At 61.0% G+C, this 21105-nt stretch carries 16 protein-coding genes; all 16 read right to left on the bottom strand.

Going from position 1 to position 21105, the window contains the following annotated elements:
• Positions 1-22 precede the first annotated feature (22 nt).
• Positions 23-2317, bottom strand: a complete 2295-nt coding sequence (locus tag B5T_RS08190; RefSeq protein WP_014994021.1) for an NADP-dependent malic enzyme — start codon at positions 2315-2317, stop codon at positions 23-25.
• A 172-nt stretch (positions 2318-2489) separates the two neighbouring features.
• Entirely contained in the window at positions 2490-3422 is a 933-nt protein-coding gene (locus B5T_RS08185) for a ketopantoate reductase family protein (RefSeq protein ID WP_014994020.1), read from the bottom strand.
• Positions 3422-4861, bottom strand: coding sequence for an MDR family MFS transporter (locus B5T_RS08180; protein ID WP_014994019.1), 1440 nt, complete (start codon positions 4859-4861; stop codon positions 3422-3424). Before B5T_RS08180 ends, B5T_RS08185 begins: the two co-directional genes overlap by 1 nt.
• Positions 4862-5023: 162 nt before the next feature.
• A complete protein-coding gene (locus tag B5T_RS08175; RefSeq protein ID WP_014994018.1) occupies positions 5024-6052 on the bottom strand; it encodes an NADP-dependent oxidoreductase in 1029 nt (342 codons plus the stop codon).
• A 125-nt stretch (positions 6053-6177) separates the two neighbouring features.
• On the bottom strand, positions 6178-7317 hold the full coding sequence (locus tag B5T_RS08170; RefSeq protein WP_014994017.1) for an acyl-CoA dehydrogenase family protein: 1140 nt from the start codon (positions 7315-7317) through the stop codon (positions 6178-6180).
• 10 nt (positions 7318-7327) lie between these two features.
• Positions 7328-8524, bottom strand: a complete 1197-nt coding sequence (locus B5T_RS08165) for an acyl-CoA dehydrogenase family protein (protein WP_014994016.1) — start codon at positions 8522-8524, stop codon at positions 7328-7330.
• Positions 8525-8602: 78 nt separating this feature from the next.
• Complete coding sequence (locus tag B5T_RS08160; protein WP_014994015.1) at positions 8603-10687, bottom strand: 3-hydroxyacyl-CoA dehydrogenase NAD-binding domain-containing protein; 2085 nt, start codon at positions 10685-10687, stop codon at positions 8603-8605.
• Between the two features lie 326 nt (positions 10688-11013).
• Positions 11014-12177, bottom strand: a complete 1164-nt coding sequence (locus B5T_RS08155) for an ABC transporter substrate-binding protein (RefSeq protein ID WP_014994014.1) — start codon at positions 12175-12177, stop codon at positions 11014-11016.
• 122 nt (positions 12178-12299) lie between these two features.
• A complete protein-coding gene (locus tag B5T_RS08150; RefSeq protein ID WP_014994013.1) occupies positions 12300-13007 on the bottom strand; it encodes an ABC transporter ATP-binding protein in 708 nt (235 codons plus the stop codon).
• Entirely contained in the window at positions 12994-13761 is a 768-nt protein-coding gene (locus B5T_RS08145; protein ID WP_014994012.1) for an ABC transporter ATP-binding protein, read from the bottom strand. Before B5T_RS08145 ends, B5T_RS08150 begins: the two co-directional genes overlap by 14 nt.
• Complete coding sequence (locus B5T_RS08140; RefSeq protein ID WP_014994011.1) at positions 13754-14797, bottom strand: branched-chain amino acid ABC transporter permease; 1044 nt, start codon at positions 14795-14797, stop codon at positions 13754-13756. The genes B5T_RS08145 and B5T_RS08140 overlap by 8 nt, the downstream gene beginning before the upstream one ends.
• Entirely contained in the window at positions 14797-15660 is an 864-nt protein-coding gene (locus B5T_RS08135) for a branched-chain amino acid ABC transporter permease (RefSeq protein ID WP_014994010.1), read from the bottom strand. The genes B5T_RS08140 and B5T_RS08135 overlap by 1 nt, the downstream gene beginning before the upstream one ends.
• A 280-nt stretch (positions 15661-15940) precedes the next feature.
• Positions 15941-17617, bottom strand: a complete 1677-nt coding sequence (locus tag B5T_RS08130; RefSeq protein ID WP_014994009.1) for a long-chain fatty acid--CoA ligase — start codon at positions 17615-17617, stop codon at positions 15941-15943.
• 350 nt (positions 17618-17967) lie between these two features.
• The gene (gene surE / locus B5T_RS08125) at positions 17968-18738 is read right to left on the bottom strand and encodes a 5'/3'-nucleotidase SurE (protein WP_014994008.1); all 771 of its coding nucleotides are present in this window, start codon (positions 18736-18738) and stop codon (positions 17968-17970) included.
• 103 nt (positions 18739-18841) lie between these two features.
• Positions 18842-19900 (bottom strand): phosphotransferase family protein, encoded by a 1059-nt coding sequence (locus B5T_RS08120; RefSeq protein ID WP_014994007.1) that lies wholly within the window; start codon positions 19898-19900, stop codon positions 18842-18844.
• 203 nt (positions 19901-20103) lie between these two features.
• On the bottom strand, positions 20104-20868 hold the full coding sequence (locus B5T_RS08115; protein WP_014994006.1) for an SDR family NAD(P)-dependent oxidoreductase: 765 nt from the start codon (positions 20866-20868) through the stop codon (positions 20104-20106).
• Positions 20869-21105: the final 237 nt, after the last annotated feature.

The raw sequence follows: 21105 nt of genomic DNA, 5'->3' as shown, positions 1-21105 counted from the left end.
TGCGTGTTGCGTGTAAGCGATACTACCCCTTCCCTTCCAGATTCGCGCGCAGCACGGTGAGTGCCGCCATGTTGACGATGCGCCGTACCGTGGCGCTGGAAGTCAGAATGGTCACCGGCGCGTTGGCGCCGAGCAGGAACGGTCCCACCGCCACATTGCTGCCGGCGGCGGTTTTCAGCAGGTTGTAAGCGATGTTGCCGGAATCGCCGTTGGGACAAACCAGTAGATTGGCCGATCCCTTCAGAGTGGAATCCGGCAGGATGCCCTGACGAATCGACTCCTCCAGCGCGGCGTCGCCGTGCATTTCCCCGTCCACCTCCAGTTCCGGAGCCGCTTCGCGGATCAGCGCCAGCGCCTGACGCATCTTCTCGCTGGCGGCGCAACGCTCGGAACCAAAATTGGAGCGCGACAACAGCGCCGCCTTCGGCTCCAGATTCAGGCGCCGCATTTCCTCGGCGGCGGCCACCGTGAACTCGGCGATCTGTTCGGCGGAGGGATCCTCGTTGACGTGCGTGTCCACCACCGCCACCGTGCGCTCCGGCAGTAACAGCACATTCATCGCCGCGTAGGTACGGGCGTTTTCCTTAAGGCCGATAACCTGATCGACAAAGCGCAGGTGCTCGGCGAACCGGCCCACGGTCCCGCACACCATGCCATCGGCCTCGCCCAGGTGAACCATCATGGCACCGATCAGCGTCATGCGGCGGCGCATCTCGGTACGGGCCACTTCCTTGGTGACACCCTGGCGGCAGAGTTTTTCCCAATACTCGTTCCAGTAGCGGTGGAAGCGTTCGTCCTGCTCCGGATTGGTGACTTCCACATCCTCGCCGAGACGCAGGCGCAGCCCGTAGCGCTCGATGCGCATGGCCAGCACTTCCGGACGGCCCACCAGAACCGGGAACGCCAGCCCTTCATCCACCACCACCTGCACCGCGCGCAGTACTCGCTCTTCCTCGCCCTCGGTGAACACGATGCGGGCCTTGCCGCCATCGCGCACCAGCGCCTTGGTGGCGGAGAACAGCGGTTTCATGAAGGCACCGGAGTGGTAGACGAAGCGCTCCAGTTGTTCGGCATAGGCGTTCAGATCGGCGATCGGCCGGGTGGCGACGCCGTCAGCCATGGCCGCTTTCGCCACCGCCGGTGCGATGCGCACGATCAGGCGCGGGTCGAACGGTTTCGGAATCAGATATTCCGGGCCAAAGCTGATGTCATAGGTGCCGTAGGCGGCGGCCACCACCTCGTTCTGTTCTTCCTGGGCGAGACCGGCGATGGCGTACACCGCCGCTTTTTCCATTTCGCGAGTTATGGTGGTGGCGCCGGCGTCCAGCGCACCCCGGAAAATATAGGGGAAGCAGAGAACGTTATTGACCTGGTTCGGGTAATCGGAACGGCCGGTGGCCATGACCAGATCATCGCGCACCGCCTTGGCGTCTTCCGGCAGGATCTCCGGGCTCGGATTGGCCAGCGCCAGGATCAGCGGACGTGCCGCCATGCGCTGTACCATATCCGGCTTCAGCACACCGCCGGCGGACAGACCGAGGAACACGTCAGCGCCGTCGATCACCTCGCCCAGGGCGCGGGCGTCGGTGGGCTGAGCGTAGCGGGCCTTATCCGGGTCCATCAGCACCTCGCGCCCCTGATACACCACGCCTTCGATATCGGTGACCCAGATGTTTTCCTGTGGCAGGCCCAGGTCCACCATCAGATCCAGGCACGCCAGCGCCGCGGCACCAGCGCCGGAGGTGACCACCTTGACCTGATCAATGGGCTTGCCCACCACCTTGAGACCGTTGATGAAGGCGGCGCTGACGGTAATGGCGGTGCCGTGCTGATCATCGTGGAATACCGGAATGCTCATGCGTTCACGCAGTTTGCGCTCGACGATAAAGCACTCCGGCGCCTTGATGTCTTCCAGGTTGATGCCACCGAAGGTCGGTTCCAGAGCGGCGATGATCTCCACCAGCTTGTCCGGATCGCTTTCGTTGATCTCGATATCGAAGACATCCAGGCCGGCGAACTTCTTGAACAGTACCGCCTTGCCTTCCATCACCGGCTTGGACGCCAGGGCGCCAATGTTGCCCAGCCCCAGTACCGCGCTGCCATTACTGATCACCCCCACCAGGTTGCCGCGCCCGGTGTAGCGGAACACGTTGTTGGCATCGTCGACGATCTCTTCGCAAGCGGCGGCCACGCCGGGCGAATAAGCCAGCGCCAGATCATTCTGGTTGGTCAGCGGTTTGGTGGCGACGACGGCGGTTTTGCCGGGAACGGGGAATTCGTGATAATCGAGTGCAGCACGACGGCTGTCGGTGGCCAAGGTCAGGTCTCCTTAATGGTCTTTCCTGGGAAGATTGTGCGAACCAGTGTACTGCTCCCCACTGGTATCGCACTAGGGAGTAAAGCCCCAGGAGCCCACCAAACTGTTACATTTCGCCAACTGTTACAATTCGGTTTGGTCAATCCCCTCCCCCCGACAGCCTTGTCGGGATTCAGCCCGCGGCGCCGCCCTGACGCATGCGCAGGGTCACCAGTACGGTTTCCAGACGCGGTACCGGCACGTTCAAGCGGTGGGCGATCGCCACCACGTTGCCCAGAATGGCGTCCAACTCGATGGGGCGGTCGTTGAGATAATCCAGCGCCATGCTGTTTTTATAGGCCGGCATTTTTCGGGTACCGGCGATATTGCTGTCGGGCAGATGCGCTGGCAGCGGATGACCATCGGCTTCGGCCACCGCCATGACCTCCGCCATCAGGTCCCGGATCAGCTGTTCGCCGCCCGGAGTGTCCAGAATGGTGTAGGTGTCGGCGCCGTTGGCGAGCACCGACAGCGGGTTGAAGGGTGTGTTCCAGACACACTTGAGCCAGCGTTCGCCCACCACCTGTTCGGTGAGCTTGATGTCGATACCGCCTTCCACGAACAGATCCCGCAGCCGCGAACAGTGTTCGTCGATGCCTTCCGGAAAACGTCCCATGACCAGACGGCCATAGGCGTTGTGTTTGATCTGGCCCGGCGCCACCCGGCTGACCGCGATGAACGCCAGACAGCTGATGATCGGGTTGTCGGGGAAGGCATCGGCCAGTTCCCGCTCGATATCCAGGCCGTTCTGAATCAGCACGATACCGGTGTTCTCTCCCAGCCACGGGCGGATCAGCGCGGCGCGGTCCGAGTTCGGCAGTACCTTGGTGGCAAGGATCACATAGTCCGGTTTGCTGTCGGCCTGGTCACCGTCCCGATACAGATGATCCGGCCGCCAGGAAATATCTCCGAGAGGGCTCTCGAACTGAAAACCACCGTCCCGGATGGCATCGTACTCGGAACGCACCACCGCGCTTACGGTACAGCCGGCGCGCTTGAGAATGGCACCGTAAAAGCTGCCGATGGCACCGGCACCGATGATCAGAACATGGGGTTGTTGACTCATTATGAGGTCTCCGTGCGTTTAAGGCGCTGTCCGCGCGACATCCACGCGAGCGGCCACAGCGCCAGAATGAACAGCGACGCCGTAATTAAAAAAGCGTCGTCAAAACCGACTTCGAAAGCGTGGGGATGGCCCGCTTCCGGATGAGCATGCCAGTGACGGTCACTGAAAAACTGTACGCAGATGGCACTCAGGTTCACGCCCAGAGCGCCGCCGATCTGGCGGGCGAAATTCACCACCCCGGATCCCTGCGGAATCATTTCCGGCGGCAATAATGCCAGCGATCCGGTATTCACCGGCGGCATCATCAAACCCAGCGCCACCCGTCCCAGGGCGACCCAGAACATCAGCCAGACCACGCTGGTGCCGATATCCGCCGCCCGAAGAAACAGCAGACTCACCGGCATCAACAGCAGCCCGGTGGTGATCATCACCGCTCCTGGCAGGCGGTCGGAAAGATGACCGGACAAAGGGAAAATGATCGCCATGGCGATACCGGCGGGAATCAATATAAAGCCCGCGTCCGTGGCCGTCATGCCCTGTACCTGCTGAAAGTACAGCGGCATCAGGTAAGTGGTGCCGAACACACCGGCGCCCATGACCATGGCGACAAAAAAACCGCCGGCGAAACCGGGATAACGAAACACACGCGGGTCGAACAACGGGTAAGGATGGCGAAGCTGCCAGGCGGCGAATACACCCATGATCAACGGACCGCCGATCAGGGCGGTGAGCAGCACCGGATCATCCAGACCGCGCCGGGCCAGTCCCGCCAACGCCCATAACAACGCGGTCAGCCCGACGCCGAGCAGGATGATGCCCAACCAGTCCAGGCGGTGGTCGCGGGCGTGAGCGGTGCCGGGCAAAAAGCGCGAGGCCATGAACAACGCCAGCAAACAACTGGGTAGCACCGCGAAGAACACCGCCCGCCAGGACAGCGTGTCCACCAGGATGCCGCCAAGCGCCGGCGCCACCGCCGGCCCCAGCACCACGCCCATGCCGTAGATACCCATGGCCTGTCCACGTTTGTTCCAGGGGAATACCTGAAAGATGGTAACCAGGGCATGGGGCTGAATCAGGCCAGCCATGACGCCCTGCACCGCCCGTACCGCCACCAGCACCGCGAAGTTCTGGCTGAATCCACCCAGCATCGACGCCATGATGAAGATCACCATGGCGCAGATGAAAGTACGGCGGGAACCAAAACGGGCCAGACACCAGGCGTTCACCAGCATACCGACGGTCATGGCGGCAAGAAAGGCGGTGGCCAGCCAATGCACCTGATCCTGGCCGAGTTGGAACTCGCCCATGATCGCCGGCACCGCCACGTTGATGATGGTGGAGGTCAGCACCATGGACAAAGTGCCCAGCATGACGGTGGCGGTGGCCAGCCAGCGGTAGCGGGGGCCATGACGTTCGAAAAGCTGTTCTATAGTGGGCATAAATCCGCTAGCACGCTGACACGCAACACGCTGACACGCGAAAAGGCGCGCTCCAGAAAAGGCTTGTGGGCGCCCCACCTTGTCGAGCAGTGAGACGTTTCCGAGCCCGCTTTCGCTGCAAGTATGGCGTGCAGGCGTGTTTGCGTGCCAGCGACTCCGCGATCAGCGAGTCGGGTCTTCACCCACCTGAATCAGCAGCTTGCCACGGTTCTTGCCCTGCAGCAGGCCCTGGAACGCGGATACCGTGTTTTCCAGACCTTCGACCACATCTTCCTGATACTTCACCTTGCCTTCGCGAATCCAGGCGCTCATGTCGCGCTGGAAGTCGGCGGCACGGTGGATGTAATCGAACTGGATGAAGCCCTTGAGCAGCAGCCGCTTGACCAGAATCTTGCCCATGAACGCGGGCAGACGATCCGGTCCCGGCGGCAGGCCGGTGTCGTTGTAGTGGGCGATACGGCCGCAAACCGGGATCCGGGCGAAATCATTGACCAGCCCCATCACCGCGTCGAACACCTTGCCACCGACGTTTTCAAAATAAACGTCAATGCCATTGGGGCACGCTTCGGCCAGTTGCTTCTCGAAGTCATCGTCCTTGTAGTTGACGCAGGCGTCGAAGCCGTAAGCCTCCACCACCTGGCGGCACTTGTCCTCAGCGCCGGCCACGCCGACCACCCGGCACCCTTTCATCTTGGCGATCTGGCCCACCACCTGGCCCACCGCACCGGCGGCGGCGGACACCACCACGGTTTCGCCTTTCTGCGGCTTGCCAATCTCTTCCAAACCCGCGTAGGCGGTGAAACCGGGCATACCCAGCACGCCCACGGCGGTGCTGATCGGCGCCTGCGCCGGATCCAGCTTGCGCAGCGTCTTGCCCTGCTCCAGGGAATACTCCTGCCAGCCGCCACGGCCAAGCACATAGTCACCCTGGTTGAAATCCGGGTGGCGGGATTCCACCACCTGCCCCACGGTGCCCCCTTCCATCACCGCGCCTTCCTCGACGCTGGCGGCATAGGACTTGGCCGCGCTCATGCGGCCACGCATGTACGGGTCCAGGGACAGATAAATGGTGCGCACCAGTACCTGGCCGTCACCACACTCCGGCACGGCGCCTTCCTGCAAGACCAGGTTGGATTCGTCCGGCATGCCTTCCGGACGCTTGGCGAGAATGATCTGGCGATTCACGGTCATACAAACTCTCCCGAATTTTATTATTTAATCAATTGATAGTTGATAGGTAACGTTGGGGCATTCGCTTTTGTCTTTCGCTGTCAACTGTCAACTAAAAAAGGCGGCCTCTCGGCCGCCCTTTTTTGTTACTCCACGTCCAGCAGGCTTTCCAGCCGGCCGTAGTGGTATTCGCTGTCGCCCAGGTGATGATCGATCATCACGATGCGCTTGGCGTAGTGGGAAATGGGGGTTTCTTCCATCATGCCCATGCCGCCGAACAGCTGGATCGCTTCCTCCGCCACGCGACGGCCGGATTTGCCGACCTGCGCTTTGGCCGCGGCCAGACGCTTGTCACGCAGTTCACGTGACTCGTTCAGGCTGCAGGCGGCGAGCATGGTGATGGAGCGCACTTTTTCCAGTTCCATGCGCATTTCCACCATGCGGTGTTGCAGCGCCTGGAATTTACCGATCGGCACACCGAACTGCTGGCGTTCCTTGATGTATTCCAGGGTCTGATCACAGGCCACTTCCATGGCGCCGGACGCTTCCGCGCACAGCGCCACCAGACCCAGTGCCAGGGAATCTTCCAGGGCGTCAATGGCCTGGCCTTCCGCGCCCAGCAGCGCGTCGGCACCGACTTTCACGTCCTTGAGGACAACTTCGGCGGCACGCAGGCCATCGATGGTCGGGTAACCGCGACGGCTGACGCCGGCGGCGTTGCCATCCACCAGGAAGGCGCTGAGGCCGGCGCGGTCGTCCTCGGCACCAGAGGTGCGGGCGATGACCACCAGCTGGTCGGCGCTGTCACCGTTAATGACCACGGCTTTCTCGCCGTTCAGGACATAGCCTTCGCCATCTTTCTTGGCGCTGGTGGTGACGCGGTTGTGCTCGTAGCGACCATTCGGCTCATACAGCGCCAGGGACAGGCGGGTTTCACCGCCGATGATCGCCGGAACCAGCGCTTCTTTCTGCTGGTCGCTGCCGAGCTTGTCCACCAGAGTGCCGCACAGCACCACGGTGGCCAGGTACGGTTCCACCACCAGACCACGGCCGAAGCCCTCCGCCACCACCATCAGTTCCGCGCCGCCGCCGTTGAAGCCACCGGCTTCCTCGGAGAACGGTACGCCCAACAGGCCCAGTTCGGCGAACTGTTGCCATACGTCGGCGCTGAATCCCTGCTCGGATTCCAGGCTCTTGTTACGGACCTCGAAGGTATAGGTATCACGTACCAGGCGACCGACGGTCTCTTCGAGCATGCGCTGCTCGTCGCTAAGTTTGAAATCCATGATCGCCTCCTTACAGACCGAGAATCATCTTGGAGATGATGTTCTTCTGAATTTCGTTGGAGCCCCCGAAAATGGAGAGCTTACGGAAGTTGAAGTAGCGGGCGGATACCGAAGCGGCAAACTCCGGGCCGACATAGTTGCCGTCGAAATCATCGTGCAGCGCTTCGTTGAGGAACGGCAGCGCGTACGGACCGGCGGCGGTGCGGAACAGGTGAGTGATTTCCTGACGCAGCTCGGTGCCCATGATTTTCAGGAAGGAACTTTCCGCCCCCGGTACGCCACCGGCCTCGGCGGCGGCCACGGTACGCAGGTTGGTCATTTCCAGGGACATCAATTCCATTTCCACATCGGCCAGGCGACGGCGGAAATGCGGGTCCTCGATCAACGGGCGGCCGTTGCTGATCTGCTGAGCGGCCACTTGCTTGAGGTGCGCCAGGGCCGCCTTGGACTGGCCGACGCCGGCGATGCCGGTACGTTCGAAGGTCAGCAGGTACTTGGCGCAGGTCCAGCCCTTGTTCTCCTCGCCGACCAGATTTTCCACCGGCACTTTCACGTCGTCAAAGAACACTTCGTTCACTTCGTGCTCGCCGTCCAGAGTGATCAGCGGGCGCACGGTGATGCCAGGGGTGTTCATGTCGATCAGCAGGAAGGAGATCCCTTCCTGTTTCTTCGCGTCCGGGTCGGTGCGCACCAGACAGAAGATCATGTCGGCGTGCTGGCCCAGGGTGGTCCAGGTCTTCTGGCCATTGACCACGTAGTGATCGCCCTCGCGCACGGCGCGGGTTTTCAGGCTGGCCAGGTCGGAACCGGCACCCGGCTCGGAGTAACCCTGACACCACCAGTCCTCGCTCTTGAGAATGCGCGGCAGGTAGTAGTCCTTCTGCTCCTGGGTACCGAATTTGATGATCACCGGAGCGACCATGTTGACGCCGAACGGCAGCACGGTGGGGGCGCCGGCCTCGGCACATTCTTCCTCGAAGATGTGCTTCTGGATCGGGCTCCAGCCGGTACCGCCGTGCTCTTTCGGCCAGTGCAGGGCCAGCCAGCCCTGTTCGTTGAGAATCTTCTGCCAACGGATGGTGTCTTCCTTGCCAAGGCGTTTGTGCTCCTTGACCTTGCGGGAGATATCCTCGGGCAACTTGTCTTTCAGGAAGGCGCGGACCTCGTCGCGGAAAGCGGCTTCCTCAGCGGTAAAGTTAATATCCATAACGTCCTCTCGTTGTTCTCGCAACGACACTGACATCGCGGCCCCACGTTCCAGGGGCCACGATTTTCATTGTCTGCTTCAGCTGTAGAAGCCCTTGCCTTCTTTGGCCAGTTTTTCCAGCAGCGGCGCGGGTTTCCAAACGTCATCGCCGGTTTCCTGGTGGAACTGGCTGACTTTGTCGTAGATCGCCTTCAGGCCCACCTGATCCGCCCAGAACAGCACGCCGCCACGGTAAACCGGGAAGCCATAGCCGTAGATCCAGATCACATCCACGTCCAGCGGACGGGCGGCGATCCCTTCTTCCAGGATTTTGGCGCCTTCGTTCACCATCACGTACATGCAGCGCTCGAGGATTTCCTGATCCGTCACCTCACGGGTGGCGATGCCATTTTCCTCACGGAACTTGGCGATGATCTTGTCCACCTCGGCGGACGGCACGGGGGTGCGGTCGCCTTCTTTATAATCAAACACACCAGCCTGGGTTTTCTGGCCCATACGGCCGTTTTCCACCAGCTCGTCGGTCCAGTTACGCGCCGGCGCGTTTTCCGGGTTTTCCTTGCGCAGCTCTTCACGGATGCGGTAGCCCACATCCATGCCGGCCAGGTCGGACATAGCGAACGGGCCCATGGGGAAGCCCAGGTCGAACAGCACCTTGTCCACTTGCGCCGGATTAGCACCTTCGTTGACCAGCTGCACCGCTTCCGCCTGACGCTTGTGCAGCATGCGGTTGCCGACGAAGCCGTGGCAGACACCGACCAGAACGCCGACCTTGCCGATGCGGCGGCTCAGGTCCATCACGGTGGCGATGACGTCGTCCGCGGTTTTCTCGCCACGCACGTTCTCCAGCAGCTTCATCACGTTGGCCGGGCTGAAGAAGTGCATGCCGATCACGTCCTGCGGACGTTTGGTGAAGCTGGCGATGCGGTTGACGTCCAGGGTGGAGGTGTTGGTGGCGAGGATGGCGCCGGGTTTGCAGACCCGATCCAGTTCATTGAACACCGCTTCCTTCACGCTCATGTTCTCGAACACGGCTTCAATCACCACGTCCACGTCGCCGAGATCGTCGTAGCTCAGGGTCGGCTGGATCAGCGCCATGCGCTGCTCCACCTGTTCCTGGGTCAGACGGCCTTTCTTGGCGGTGTTTTCGTAGTTCTTGCGGATGATGGCGATGCCCTTCTCCAGGGCCTCTTCCTTCACTTCCAGAATCTTCACCGGGATGCCGGCGTTGGCGAAGTTCATGGCGATGCCACCACCCATGGTGCCGGCACCGATCACGGCGACGCTGTTGACTTCACGCTTGGGAGTGTCCTTGGGCAGGCCGGGCACCTTGGCCACTTCGCGCTCGGCGAAGAATACATGGCGCTGCGCCGCGGATTCGGAGCTGACCAGCAGCTCACCGAACAATTCGCGCTCACGCTTCATGCCCTCTTCGAACGGCAGTTCCACCGCCGCCTGTACCGCCTTGATGCAGTGGAACGGGGCTTTGAAACCACGTTGTTTGCGGGCGATGGATTTCTCGTAGCTGGCGAACAGATCGGCTTCCTCGGTCTGTACGTCCAGGTCGCGAATGCGGCGCAGCGGCGCTTTGTCGGCAACCAGTTTGCGGGCATAGGCCAGAGCGCCTTCCAGCAAGTCACCGCTGACCACGTCATCAACAATACCCATTTGCAGGGCGTTTTTGGCTTTGACCGGGTTGCCGCCAACGATCATGTCGAGGGCGGCCTTGGCGCCCACCAGACGCGGCAGACGCTGGGTGCCGCCGGCGCCGGGCAGCAGGCCCAGCTTCACTTCCGGCAGACCCACCTTGGCGGAATCCAGAGCGACACGATAGTCACAGCCCAGAGCCACTTCCAGACCGCCGCCCAGAGCGGTGCCGTGGATGGCCGCGATCACCAGCTTCTCGCTGCTTTCGTATTCGTTGATCACATCGGGCAGCGCCGGGCCAGCCGGCGGTTTGCCGAATTCACGGATGTCGGCGCCGGCGGGGAAGGTACGGCCTTCACCAATCACCACCAGGGCTTTGGCCTGATCATCCGCCAGCCCTTCCCGCAGACAGCTCTGCAGGCCCTCGCGCACCCCTTGTCCCAGGGCGTTCACCGGGGGGTAGTTAACACTGATAACGCCGATTTCGCCTTCACGGCGGTAGCTGACAACCTCGCTCATGGTTCCTCCTTACCTAAAGGTTGGCCTCCGTGATTAACGACGAGCGTCACGGAAACCATGGGAATACGGGCGCGGGATAGATCCCGGGGGGGTCCCAGTATAAGAAAACCCGGCCCATTATCAATTATTTCGGAATATCATTTCATTTAATTGGCCAGGGGCGTGGAAGCGGATAATTCCGAGTCACCGGTCCCAGTCAATACCATTCCGTTTGAATACCATACCCCCAACCCATGCCATGGCACAGAGCCAACCACGCCATGGGTATAGGCCGGAAACGACAAGGGCACCCATCGGGTGCCCTTGAGGAAACGTTCTAGGAAAAACTACTGACTGAGCACATCAGACAGGCGGCGCAGCACCACCTTGCCATCGATGACCTGGGCCAGTTGCACATCGGTCTCCAGAGCGCCGTTTTCGGAAATGCCGTTCACGTCGTAGGGGTTGTACTCGGCCGGAATCTTTTTCAACGCGGCCGGCATGGCGGCGCGGATCTTGGCCGGATCATCGACGGAACCCGCTTCCTGCATGGCTTGTGCCAGCATATGCATGGCGAAATAGTTGTAAGCGGTTTCGGAGGTAGCCACGTTTTTGTGGTTCTGCTGGTATTTTTCGACGAACTTGCGCGCCCCTTCGATTGCGGAGCTGCTCAGCGGCGTTACGCCCACGGAGCCTTCCACCGCCTGCAGACCACCGGCCACTTTCGCCACTTCATCGATCTTGGCCTGGTCCATCAGGATGAAGCTGCCCTTGAAGCCCAGTTCGCGGGCCTGACGCACCACCAGACCGGTGGGCTCGGAAGCGCCACCAATGAACAGCACGTCCGGCTTGGCCGCCAGCACCTTGCTCACACCGGTGTAGAAGTCCGCGGACTTGTTGTAGTCCATCGGGTTGTCGGCGACCACTTCACCGCCCATGGCTTCCCACTTCGGCACGAACGCCTTGGTCCAGTACTTGGCGTAGTCGTGGGTGGCGTTGGCCACCGCCACTTTCTTGCCGGACGTTTCCATGGCCATCTTGGAGAACGGCTCGATGTAGTCGGTGAAGGACGGCGGAATCTTCACGGTCAGCTTGTTGCCCTTCTCGGTCACGGACGGGATCGAGGTGTAGGACATGACGATGAAGCCGTCACGCTGGTTAAAGGCCTGCAGCGCGAAGGTGCCGCCGGAGTGCGGGGTGAACACCGCCGGGGTTTTGTACTGCTGCACCAGACGCTTGCCATTCACCGCCGCCTGGCTCGGGGAATACTTGTCGTCCAGGGAAACGATGTTGACGTCGTAGCTTTCGCCACCCACTTTCACGCCACCGGCGGCGTTGATTTCCTCGGCCGCCATGCGCAGGCCTTCCAGCGTATTCTCACCGTACAGCGCCGCGCCGCCGCTGAGCGGACCGGTAAAGCCGATGTTGACTTCGGCGGCGTTGGCGGCCCCCATACCCATAACCAGCGCACTGGCGGTGGCCAGGCGAACAAACGTTTTCTTCAGTTTCATTACTTCACTCCCATTTTTTGTAGGGATCACCATTGTTATAAACGTAGTACATCACGCTAACGTACGTTGACGATCATAAAGCACCGAGCAGAGGCCACCAGAGGCCGCTAATCGGATTGTGATCAGGCACCGATATAGGCCTTGCGCACCGCCTCGTTACCGAGCATGGCGTCGCGGTCCCCTTCCATCACCAGGCGACCGTTCTCGATCACATAGGCGCGGGTGGCGATCTTCAACGCGGCAAAGGCGTTCTGCTCCGCCAGCAGCACCGTGGTGCCCGCGTTATTGATGGTCTGAATGGTCTCGAACATCTGCTTGACCACCAGCGGCGCCAACCCCAGGGACGGCTCATCCAGCAGCATCAGTTTCGGGCGCCCCATCAGGGCACGACCGATCGCCACCATCTGCTGCTGACCACCACTGAGCGATCCCGCCGCCTGGTTTTTCTTCTCTTCCAGGATCGGGAACATCTCCAGCACCTGGTCCAGGGTCTTCCTGATGCCGGCTTTGTCACGGCGGTGCACGTACGCGCCCAACACCAGGTTCTTCATCACCGACATTTCCGGGAACAGCTTGCGGCCTTCCGGACACTGCACCACGCCGGCTTGCACCAGAGCGGACGGCCGCCGTCCGGTCACGTCCTCGCCGTTCAGGGTAATGCTGCCGGCGGAGGGCTTAAGCAGACCGCTGATGGTGTTGAACAAGGTGGTCTTGCCGGCGCCATTGGCCCCCAGCAGCACCACCAGTTCGCCCTGCCCCACGGTCATGGAGACCTTATCCAGGGCCTTGAAGCTATCGTACTTGGCGTCGACGTTTTCAAGCTTCAACATCTTGTTCACTCCCCAGGTAAGCCTCGATGACCACCGGATCGTTCTTGATCTGCTCCGGGGTTCCCTCGGCGATCTTCTCTCCGTGATCCAGCACCATGATCTTGTCCGCCAGGCTCATGATCATGTCCATCTTGTGCTCGATCAGGCAGACGGTGATGCCGTGCTTGACCATCTTGCGAATCAGGTCGGCCAGATTCTCCGTCTCCTCGGGATTGATACCACCGGCCGGTTCATCCAGCAGCACCAGTTCCGGATCGGTGGCCATGGCCAAAGCGAAAGCCACCCGCTTGCGCTCTTCCTGGCTGATATCGACGATGTAGCGATGGCCGATATGGGACAGCCCGACGAAGTCCAGCACCTCGGCGGCGCGGGAGCGGCACTTCTTCTCCTCGTCACGCAGACGCTTGGAGTTGATGATCACGTCCCACAGGCGCGACTGGGTGCGCAGCCGGTGGCCGACGATCAGGTTGTCCAGCACGGTGGACTGATCGAACAGCATGGTGGTCTGGAAAGTCCGCGCCACGCCGAGACGGGCAATCCGGTCCGGCGCCATGCCGGTGATGTCCATGCCCTGATATTCGATCTTGCCTTCGCTGGGCGGCATCGCTCCGGCTACCAGATTGAAGAAAGTACTTTTACCAGCCCCGTTGGGGCCGATGATGGCGTTCACCTGATTGGCGGGGAATTCCACGCTGACGTTATTGACCGCCGCCAGGCCGCCGAAACGCTTGGTCAGATTACTGATCTTAAGCATTGTTGCCGGCCTCCTGTTTGTCCGCGTTGGGCGTGCTGGGAGTCGGAGATTCCCCGCCCTGGCCCTGTTGAGACGCTTTATTGGCCAGGCGACGTCCGCGCCAGGTCAGGAAACCACCGACGATACCGCGCGGGAAGAAGATCACCAGAATCACCAGCATCGGGCCGAAGATGATCATGCGGTACTCTTCCAGGGACTGCAGCATCTGCGTCAGCCAGGTGATCGCCAGGGTGCCGAGCAGCGGCCCCATCAAGGTGCCAATACCGCCCACCAGCAGGTAGGTGATCATGTCGAAGGTATGCACCACATCCGCTTCCGCCGGGCCGATGAAACGCACCACACCGGCGTACAAAGCACCGGCCGAGGCGGCGTAAACGGTGGACAGCACGAACGCCAGAACCTTGTTGCGCATCAGATTGATGCCCAGTGATTGCGCCAGGTCGTCACTGATGCGGATGGCCAGGAAAGTCCGGCCCAACAGCGAACGGGAAAGGCGGCTCACCAGCCACACGGACAACACCAGGAACGCCAGCACCAGGTAATAGAACGGCACGGTCTCGGTGAAATCCACCAAACCGAACCCTTCCGGCGGGGCGATGTTGATAATGCCGAGGGAGCCGTGCGTGAGTTCTTCCCATTTCTCCAGCAACAGATAAATGATGAAGCCCACGCACAAGGTGAAGATGGCGAAGTAATGCTCCTTCAGACGCAGGGACACCACGCCAACGAGGAAACCAAAGATGGCGCCGGCCAGACCGGCGGCGATGAACGCCGGCCAGAACGCCCACTCATGATCCACCGTCAGGATCGCCACCACATAGGCGCCGATGGCGAAGAAGCCGCCATGCGCCAGATTCAGCTGACCACAGTAACCGGTGATGATGTTCATGCCGTAGACGGCGATGGCCCAGATAAAGGCCGTGGCCATCACGTAGATGTGGTACTCGTTATCGGAGATCAGCGGAAACACCACCGCCAACACCAGCAAGGCCCATTTCAGCACTGGGCTGACAAAGAAGTTCATCAGGCGATCCATTAGCGCACCCCCTTGGTGAACAGCCCGGTGGGTTTCACCGACAAAATCACCACCAGCAACGCGAAGGCGATGACGTCCTTGTATTCATTGGAGATATAGAAACCGCCCAGGGCTTCGGCGAAGCCGATGATCAAGCCACCGACGATGGCGCCGGGAATGCTGCCCATACCACCGAGAATAATGATCACGAAGGCTTTCATGATCAGCAGGTGTCCCATGGCCGGGTAGACCAGGTTGATCGGTGCGAACAGGGTCGCGCCCACCGCCGCCAACACGCCAGCGATGGCGAACGTCATCATCGCCACGCGGTTGGCGTCGATACCCACCAGGAAGGCGCCTTCCCGGTTTTGCGCCATGGCGATGATGGTGGCGCCGGTCATGGTCTTTTTCAGATACAGGTGCAAGGCGCCCATCAGGCCAAAGGCACCCGCGATGATCAACAGACGCTGGGCCGGAATGGTAAGACCGCCGAAATGCAGGATCTCGTTATAGGGCGTGGGCATGCGGCGGAAATCCGCGCCCCAGTACATCTGCACCACCGCCTCCAGGAACAACAGGATGCCGATGGCGGCGATCTTGTCGTGAATGGGCGGCGCATGACGCAGCGGGTGAAAGACGAGACGCTCACAAAGAACGGAAAGGAAGGCCACTACCGCACCGGCGGCGATCATCGCCAGCCAGTAGTTCAGCCCCAGGTCCACCATGGTGAAGTAAGCCACGTAGGCCCCCACCATATACAGCGCACCGTGGGCGAAATTGGGAACATGGAGAATGCCATAGACCAGGGTCAGGCCCAGGGCAATCAGGCCATATATGCTTCCCAGGGTCAGGCCATTGAGCACTTGCTGCAGAAACAAGTCCAAAACTGCGACTCCTTATAATAATAATGAAACGCGCCTTGTGTCGTTAGCCAGTGACGCTCCACCGCCACTGTCCACTGCCACTCTCTACCGCCAAATGGCACGCTTCACTTTCTGGGTTGTTATGGTACGGACGCTCTCGCCGGCATACTTTCATGCACGATGGTGCATGAAGGCCAAGACGCTAACAGCACCTCACCGAAGCGTCAATATTCGGAATGGTATTTCGCAGTGCGAAAAAGACAACGGCAATCCGCCATGGGAATTGCCGTTGCTCAAAGGATCAGGAGGCGCTTTCGTTCGTCGCCCATTCCTGCTCTTGCAATGCCCGCCACATCACCTTGCCGGTGGGCGAACGAGGCAGCTCATCGCGGAATTCGACGATCTGCGGCACCTTGTAGGCGGCCATCTCATTCTTGCACCAGGTAATGATATCGTCCTCGCTGACGTTATCTTTATCCTTGGCGTTCAAAACCACACAGGCTTTCACCGTTTCGCCACGGCGCTCGTGCGGCGCGGAGATGATGCAGCACTCCTGAATGGCGGGATGGCGGTACATCAGACTTTCCACTTCGGCGGGCCAGACCTTGAAGCCGGACGCATTGATCATCCGTTTCACCCGGTCGACGATGAAGAAATAGCCTTCTTCGTCGTAGTACCCCATGTCTCCGGTACGGAAGAACGGCTTGCCGTCCAGTTCGATGAAGGCCTTCTCGGTTTCCTCCGGACGGTTCCAGTAACCCTGGAAAATCTGCGGGCCGTGGGAAATGATCTCCCCCACTTCCCCGACGCCCAGTTCCTTGCCGGTCTCCTGGTCGATGACGCGGGAATCCACGTCGAAGACCGGAATGCCAAGGCACTGTTTCTTTGGCTTCTCGGCGGGATTGATGTGGGTGGCGGCGATGGTCTCGGAGAGGCCATACCCTTCGATGTAGCGCAGCCCGGTGAGCTTGAACAGCTTGTCGGAGACCGCTTCCGGCATGGCCGCGCCACCACCGCCGATGTTCTGCAAGCTGGACAGATCGAAGGATTCCACCTCCGGATCGGACAGCAGATCGATGGCCATGGTGACGATGTTGGTCCAACTGGTGACCTGATAACGCTGAATCAGGGTGGCCGCGGTACGGCGGTCCCAGCGGGTCATCAGCACGATGCAGGCACCGGTGTAGATGGGCGCGTTCATGGCGCCCTGCATGCCGGTGACATGGAAGTACGGCAGGGTGGAGAGGATGATCCCCTCACTGCCGCCGCCAGAGCGCCAGGCCACGCCATGCACACAGGTGGCCATCACCGACCGGTGGGTATGCATGCAGCCTTTGGGAGCGCCGGTGGTCCCGGAGCTGTAGGGGAACACCGCCAGATCGTCCGGCCCCACCAGCAATTCCCCGGGCGTCTTGCCGGCATCGATGGCGTCGCGCCAGGCGATCGCACCTTCGGTTTGCAAAGGCTGCGCCGGCGCCCGCACTTCCGCGGGAAGGTCCAGATCGGTTTGCGGGTCGATATAGTCGCTGTAGGACGCCACGATGACATGACGCAGCTGCCGGGTGCCGATCAGCGGCACGATATTGGCGAACACTTCTTGCGCCGCCAGCGTCACCGTTGCCTGGGTATCCTCCAGGTAGTGTTCCAGTTCCGCCGTGCGGTTCATCGGGTTGATCGGCACGACGATGGCGTTGGCCCGCAGAATGGCGTAGTAACCGATGATGAATTGAGGAGCGTTCTGCATGTACAGCAGGACGCGGTCACCTTTGTCCACGCCCAATGTTTGCAGGTAGCCGGCCAGAGCGTCGACCTGGCGCTTCAGTTCCCGGTAGGTGATGGTATGGTCGTAATAAATGATGGCCGGTTTTTCCGGGTAGCGCAGCGCGGAGACATCAAGATTGGTGCAGAGGCTGGTTTCCGGAATGGTCAGGTGATGCGGCAGGTTTTCAGGCCAAACGGCAAAATGCCGATCAAACATGCTAACTCTCCCTACGATTCGACTGTGGCGACAAAGGCCACTTTTTTCTTGGGGCCCGCGTTGTGGAGGCTGGTACCCGCTTGTTGTTGCTGCATATGGTGCTGCATAGGCAACAGGTGATACGACGAAACCGCCACTTCCGCCTGGGCGGAAATGCTTCGGAAAACGTCGTTAACCTTCGGCGACCGAGACCCTTTCGAACTCCGCGGCCCGCCAAATGGAATAGCCGGAGAATCTGACACGCGCCCCGCGGGGCGTCAATACTATTTCGGAATATGGTTTCATATTTTCGGCGGTGAATGATCTGATGGGCGTGCCAATCCCGCCGGGTCACTCACCACGCCCCTTTTTTACCACTCGCCTTTCTGCCACAAGGCGTCGGCCAGATCGTCATCACAACGGGAAGGTCTCAGCGGCATCACCGACACACGGCCATCACGCAGAGCCACCACGTCGGACTGCGGGTGATCGATGGAATCCGGATCGCGCTCGAAGGTCAGCCAATGGTAGGACAGATTGCGACCGTCACGTCCGGCCACCAACCGGGCGCGGCGGATGCTGCCGGGCACCTGGCGGGTGATGCGGTTACCCTTGATCCGCGCCAGCGGCAGATCGGGGAAGTTGAGGTTCCAGCAGCAATGCTCGGTGTGACGCTCCCATAATTGCCGGATCAGTCCCGCCGCCAGCTCGCTCACTGGTGCGTAATTGATGGCATCCCGATCCAGAAACGCCTGGCTCAGCGCCACGCCAGGCAACCCCAGATGGGCCGCCGCCAGCACCGCGCCAACGGTACCGGAGTACATCACCGAGTCACTCAGATTGGCGCCACAGTTAACCCCGGACAGCACCAGATCCGGCGGTGTTTCCTCCAGCCACTCCGTCATGGCGAAAAGGACGCAATCCGCCGGCGTACCGGAAACGGCGTAGCGGCGCTCGCCGTGGTGATATACCCGCAACGGGCTGTGCAGCGAAATACTTTGCCCCACCCCGCTTTGATCATGCTCCGGCGCCACCACCCAGACCTCCTCGGCCAGTTCCGCGGCGATCACCTCGGCCACTTTCAGACCGGGGGCGTCGATGCCATCGTCGTTGGTAAGAAGGATACGTTGGAAGGGCTTCATGGTGGCTCCTGTATTGTCCGAATTCTTGTCTACCGACCGCGCCGCCTATGCTGCACGGTCGGAATGAAGCGATGATGACGCCCGAGGGGCTGTCATTAGCTGTTTATTGGTGAGTACGGGCGATTTGCCAGCCGCGCTCGGCCATCAGTCCGGCCCGTTTGCCGACTTCCAACGCATCACGGTTGCTGGCGTTGCCCTGCAGGGCCCGGGCGTAGACCCCCTGCAGGATCGCCGCGGTGCGGAACAGCGCGAAGGCCAGAAATACCGGCCAGTCGCTGATGCCATCGCGGCCACAACCGCGACAGTAACGCTCCAGCAATGCATGCTCATCGGGAATGCCGCGTCCGCTCAGATCCAGACCGTCCAGGCCGCGCACCCCCTGAATACCGTGGGGGAGATGATACGGCAGACAGAAGTAAGCCAGATCCGCCAGCGGATGGCCAATGGTGGCCAGTTCCCAGTCCAGCACCGCCACCACCCCGGGCTGGTCCGGTGCCAGCAGCAGATTGCCCATTCGGAAGTCACCGTGAGCAATGGCGGCACTGTCGTCCTCGGGAATGTGCTCCTCGAGCCAGTCGATCAGGTTGTCCATGGCCGGCAGGTCATCGGTCTTGGAGGCCTGGTACTGAGCCCGCCAGCGTTTCACCTGGCGCGCCACATACCCTTGAGGACGTCCAAAATCCTCCAAGCCGGCGGCCTTGTAGTCAACGCTGTGCAGTTTGGCCAGGGTATCCACCATGGCCTCATAGACGGCGCGGCGCTGTTGATCGGTGGGCAGACTTTCCAGCAGTGGCTCGGAAAACACCCGGCCGGGCACGAAATCCATGACGTAAAAACTGGTGCCGATAACGTCATCGTCCTCGCAGAGCGCACGCATGGCCGGCACCGGCACGTCGCTGTGCTCGCCCAATGCCTTCATCACCCGATATTCGCGGTCCACCTGATGCGCCGAGGGCAACACCTTGCCCGGCGGCTTCTTGCGCAGTACATAGCGGCGCTCGCCACTTTCCAGCAAGTAAGTGGGGTTGGATTGTCCGCCCTGGAACTGTTGCACCCGCAACGCTCCGGCCAGCAGCCCGGCCTGATCCAGATATCGGGACAGGCGGTTTTCATCGAAACGATGGGCCTCAAGGACCGGCACCAGTTCCGGTTGACCTTCCATAAGGAACCTCAAATTAAATCGGCGCTTACACGCAACACGCCGGCACGCTCACGAGCGCGATCCTTGCCTCCAAGGGCTCACAAACCGGCCTTGGGTTTAGCGTGCTAGCGTGTTGCGTGTAAGCGTGCCAGCGAATCATGGGACAACACTGGTCCACGAGCCGCTCCTACAATAGGCGATACGAAGCCGCTGTGGGAGCGCCATCAACAAATGGTTTCGCCGCCGTCCGCCACGATGGTCTGACCGGTCACGTAAGCGCTGCCGGCGCTGGACAGGAACAACGCCACCCCGGCGATATCCACCGGATCGCCGATACGGCGCACCGGTGTGCGTTCCTCGGCGCGCTGACGGCGAACCGGGTCTTCCACCAGAGCCTTGGCGAAATCGGTGCGCACCAGCCCCGGAGCAATGGCGTTGACACGAATATTCTTCGGCCCCCACTCCACCGCCAGGTTGCGGGCAAGCGCCGCTTCCGCCGCCTTGGAGACGCCGTAGGTGCCAATCACGCTGTTGCCGCGCAGTCCGGCGATGCTGGAAATGATCACCACGTTACCACCGCCGTTCTCGGCCATGATCGGCAGTACCCGGTTGCACAGCCAGAACGTGCCCTTGACGTTGGTGTCGAGAATCTTGTCCCAGGCCTCGTCGCTGACTTCCGCGGTGGGGCCGTAAACCGGGTTGGTGGCGGCGTTACAGACCAGAATATCGATCTTGCCAAAGGCCGCCAGGGTTTCATCTACCAGGTTCATCAAATCATCCTTGCTGCCCACGTTACAGGGCACGGCGATGGCCTCGTGACCTTCCGCCTTGATCGCCTCGCACACTTCATGGCAAGGCTCCGGCTTGCGGCTGGAGATGACCACCTTGGCGCCAGCACGGGCCATTTCCTCGGCGATGGCTTTACCGATACCCCGGGTGGATCCGGTGATCAGAGCGACTTTTCCCGTGAGATCAAACAGCTTACTCATCGTTATTCTCCTGTTCCGGTTTCTTCCGGTCACGACGGCGGCACCGGCAACCAACGAACGAGCCTGGTTCCGGGCGCGTATTGCGTTGCCGACATGGCATTGATTTATCGGTTGATGCCCGGGCGGACCAAGGCGATCGCCGCCAGCCCGGAGGGCATACGGCACTGTCCGTGCGGGGGCAAAGAATGTGACATGACCCTTGGGTGGCGTCAATTATTTCAAAATCACGTTCCGAAA

It is taken from the genome of Alloalcanivorax dieselolei B5 (assembly GCF_000300005.1).
GTDB lineage: Bacteria > Pseudomonadota > Gammaproteobacteria > Pseudomonadales > Alcanivoracaceae > Alloalcanivorax > Alloalcanivorax dieselolei.
The sequence above is the reverse complement of the archived record's forward strand: the minus strand, read 5'-3'. Positions and strand labels throughout refer to the sequence as shown.

Excerpts from the sequence above, each read along its gene's own strand:
- B5T_RS08185 (WP_014994020.1), bottom strand. The coding sequence starts at position 3,422 with ATGAGTCAACAACCCCATGTTCTGATCATCGGTGCCGGTGCCATCGGC.
- B5T_RS08180 (WP_014994019.1), bottom strand. The coding sequence starts at position 4,861 with ATGCCCACTATAGAACAGCTTTTCGAACGTCATGGCCCCCGCTACCGC.
- B5T_RS08175 (WP_014994018.1), bottom strand. The coding sequence starts at position 6,052 with ATGACCGTGAATCGCCAGATCATTCTCGCCAAGCGTCCGGAAGGCATG.
- B5T_RS08170 (WP_014994017.1), bottom strand. The coding sequence starts at position 7,317 with ATGGATTTCAAACTTAGCGACGAGCAGCGCATGCTCGAAGAGACCGTC.
- B5T_RS08165 (WP_014994016.1), bottom strand. The coding sequence starts at position 8,524 with ATGGATATTAACTTTACCGCTGAGGAAGCCGCTTTCCGCGACGAGGTC.
- B5T_RS08160 (WP_014994015.1), bottom strand. The coding sequence starts at position 10,687 with ATGAGCGAGGTTGTCAGCTACCGCCGTGAAGGCGAAATCGGCGTTATC.
- B5T_RS08155 (WP_014994014.1), bottom strand. The coding sequence starts at position 12,177 with ATGAAACTGAAGAAAACGTTTGTTCGCCTGGCCACCGCCAGTGCGCTG.
- B5T_RS08150 (WP_014994013.1), bottom strand. The coding sequence starts at position 13,007 with ATGTTGAAGCTTGAAAACGTCGACGCCAAGTACGATAGCTTCAAGGCC.
- B5T_RS08145 (WP_014994012.1), bottom strand. The coding sequence starts at position 13,761 with ATGCTTAAGATCAGTAATCTGACCAAGCGTTTCGGCGGCCTGGCGGCG.
- B5T_RS08140 (WP_014994011.1), bottom strand. The coding sequence starts at position 14,797 with ATGGATCGCCTGATGAACTTCTTTGTCAGCCCAGTGCTGAAATGGGCC.
- B5T_RS08130 (WP_014994009.1), bottom strand. The coding sequence starts at position 17,617 with ATGTTTGATCGGCATTTTGCCGTTTGGCCTGAAAACCTGCCGCATCAC.
- surE (WP_014994008.1), bottom strand. The coding sequence starts at position 18,738 with ATGAAGCCCTTCCAACGTATCCTTCTTACCAACGACGATGGCATCGAC.
- B5T_RS08120 (WP_014994007.1), bottom strand. The coding sequence starts at position 19,900 with ATGGAAGGTCAACCGGAACTGGTGCCGGTCCTTGAGGCCCATCGTTTC.
- B5T_RS08115 (WP_014994006.1), bottom strand. The coding sequence starts at position 20,868 with ATGAGTAAGCTGTTTGATCTCACGGGAAAAGTCGCTCTGATCACCGGA.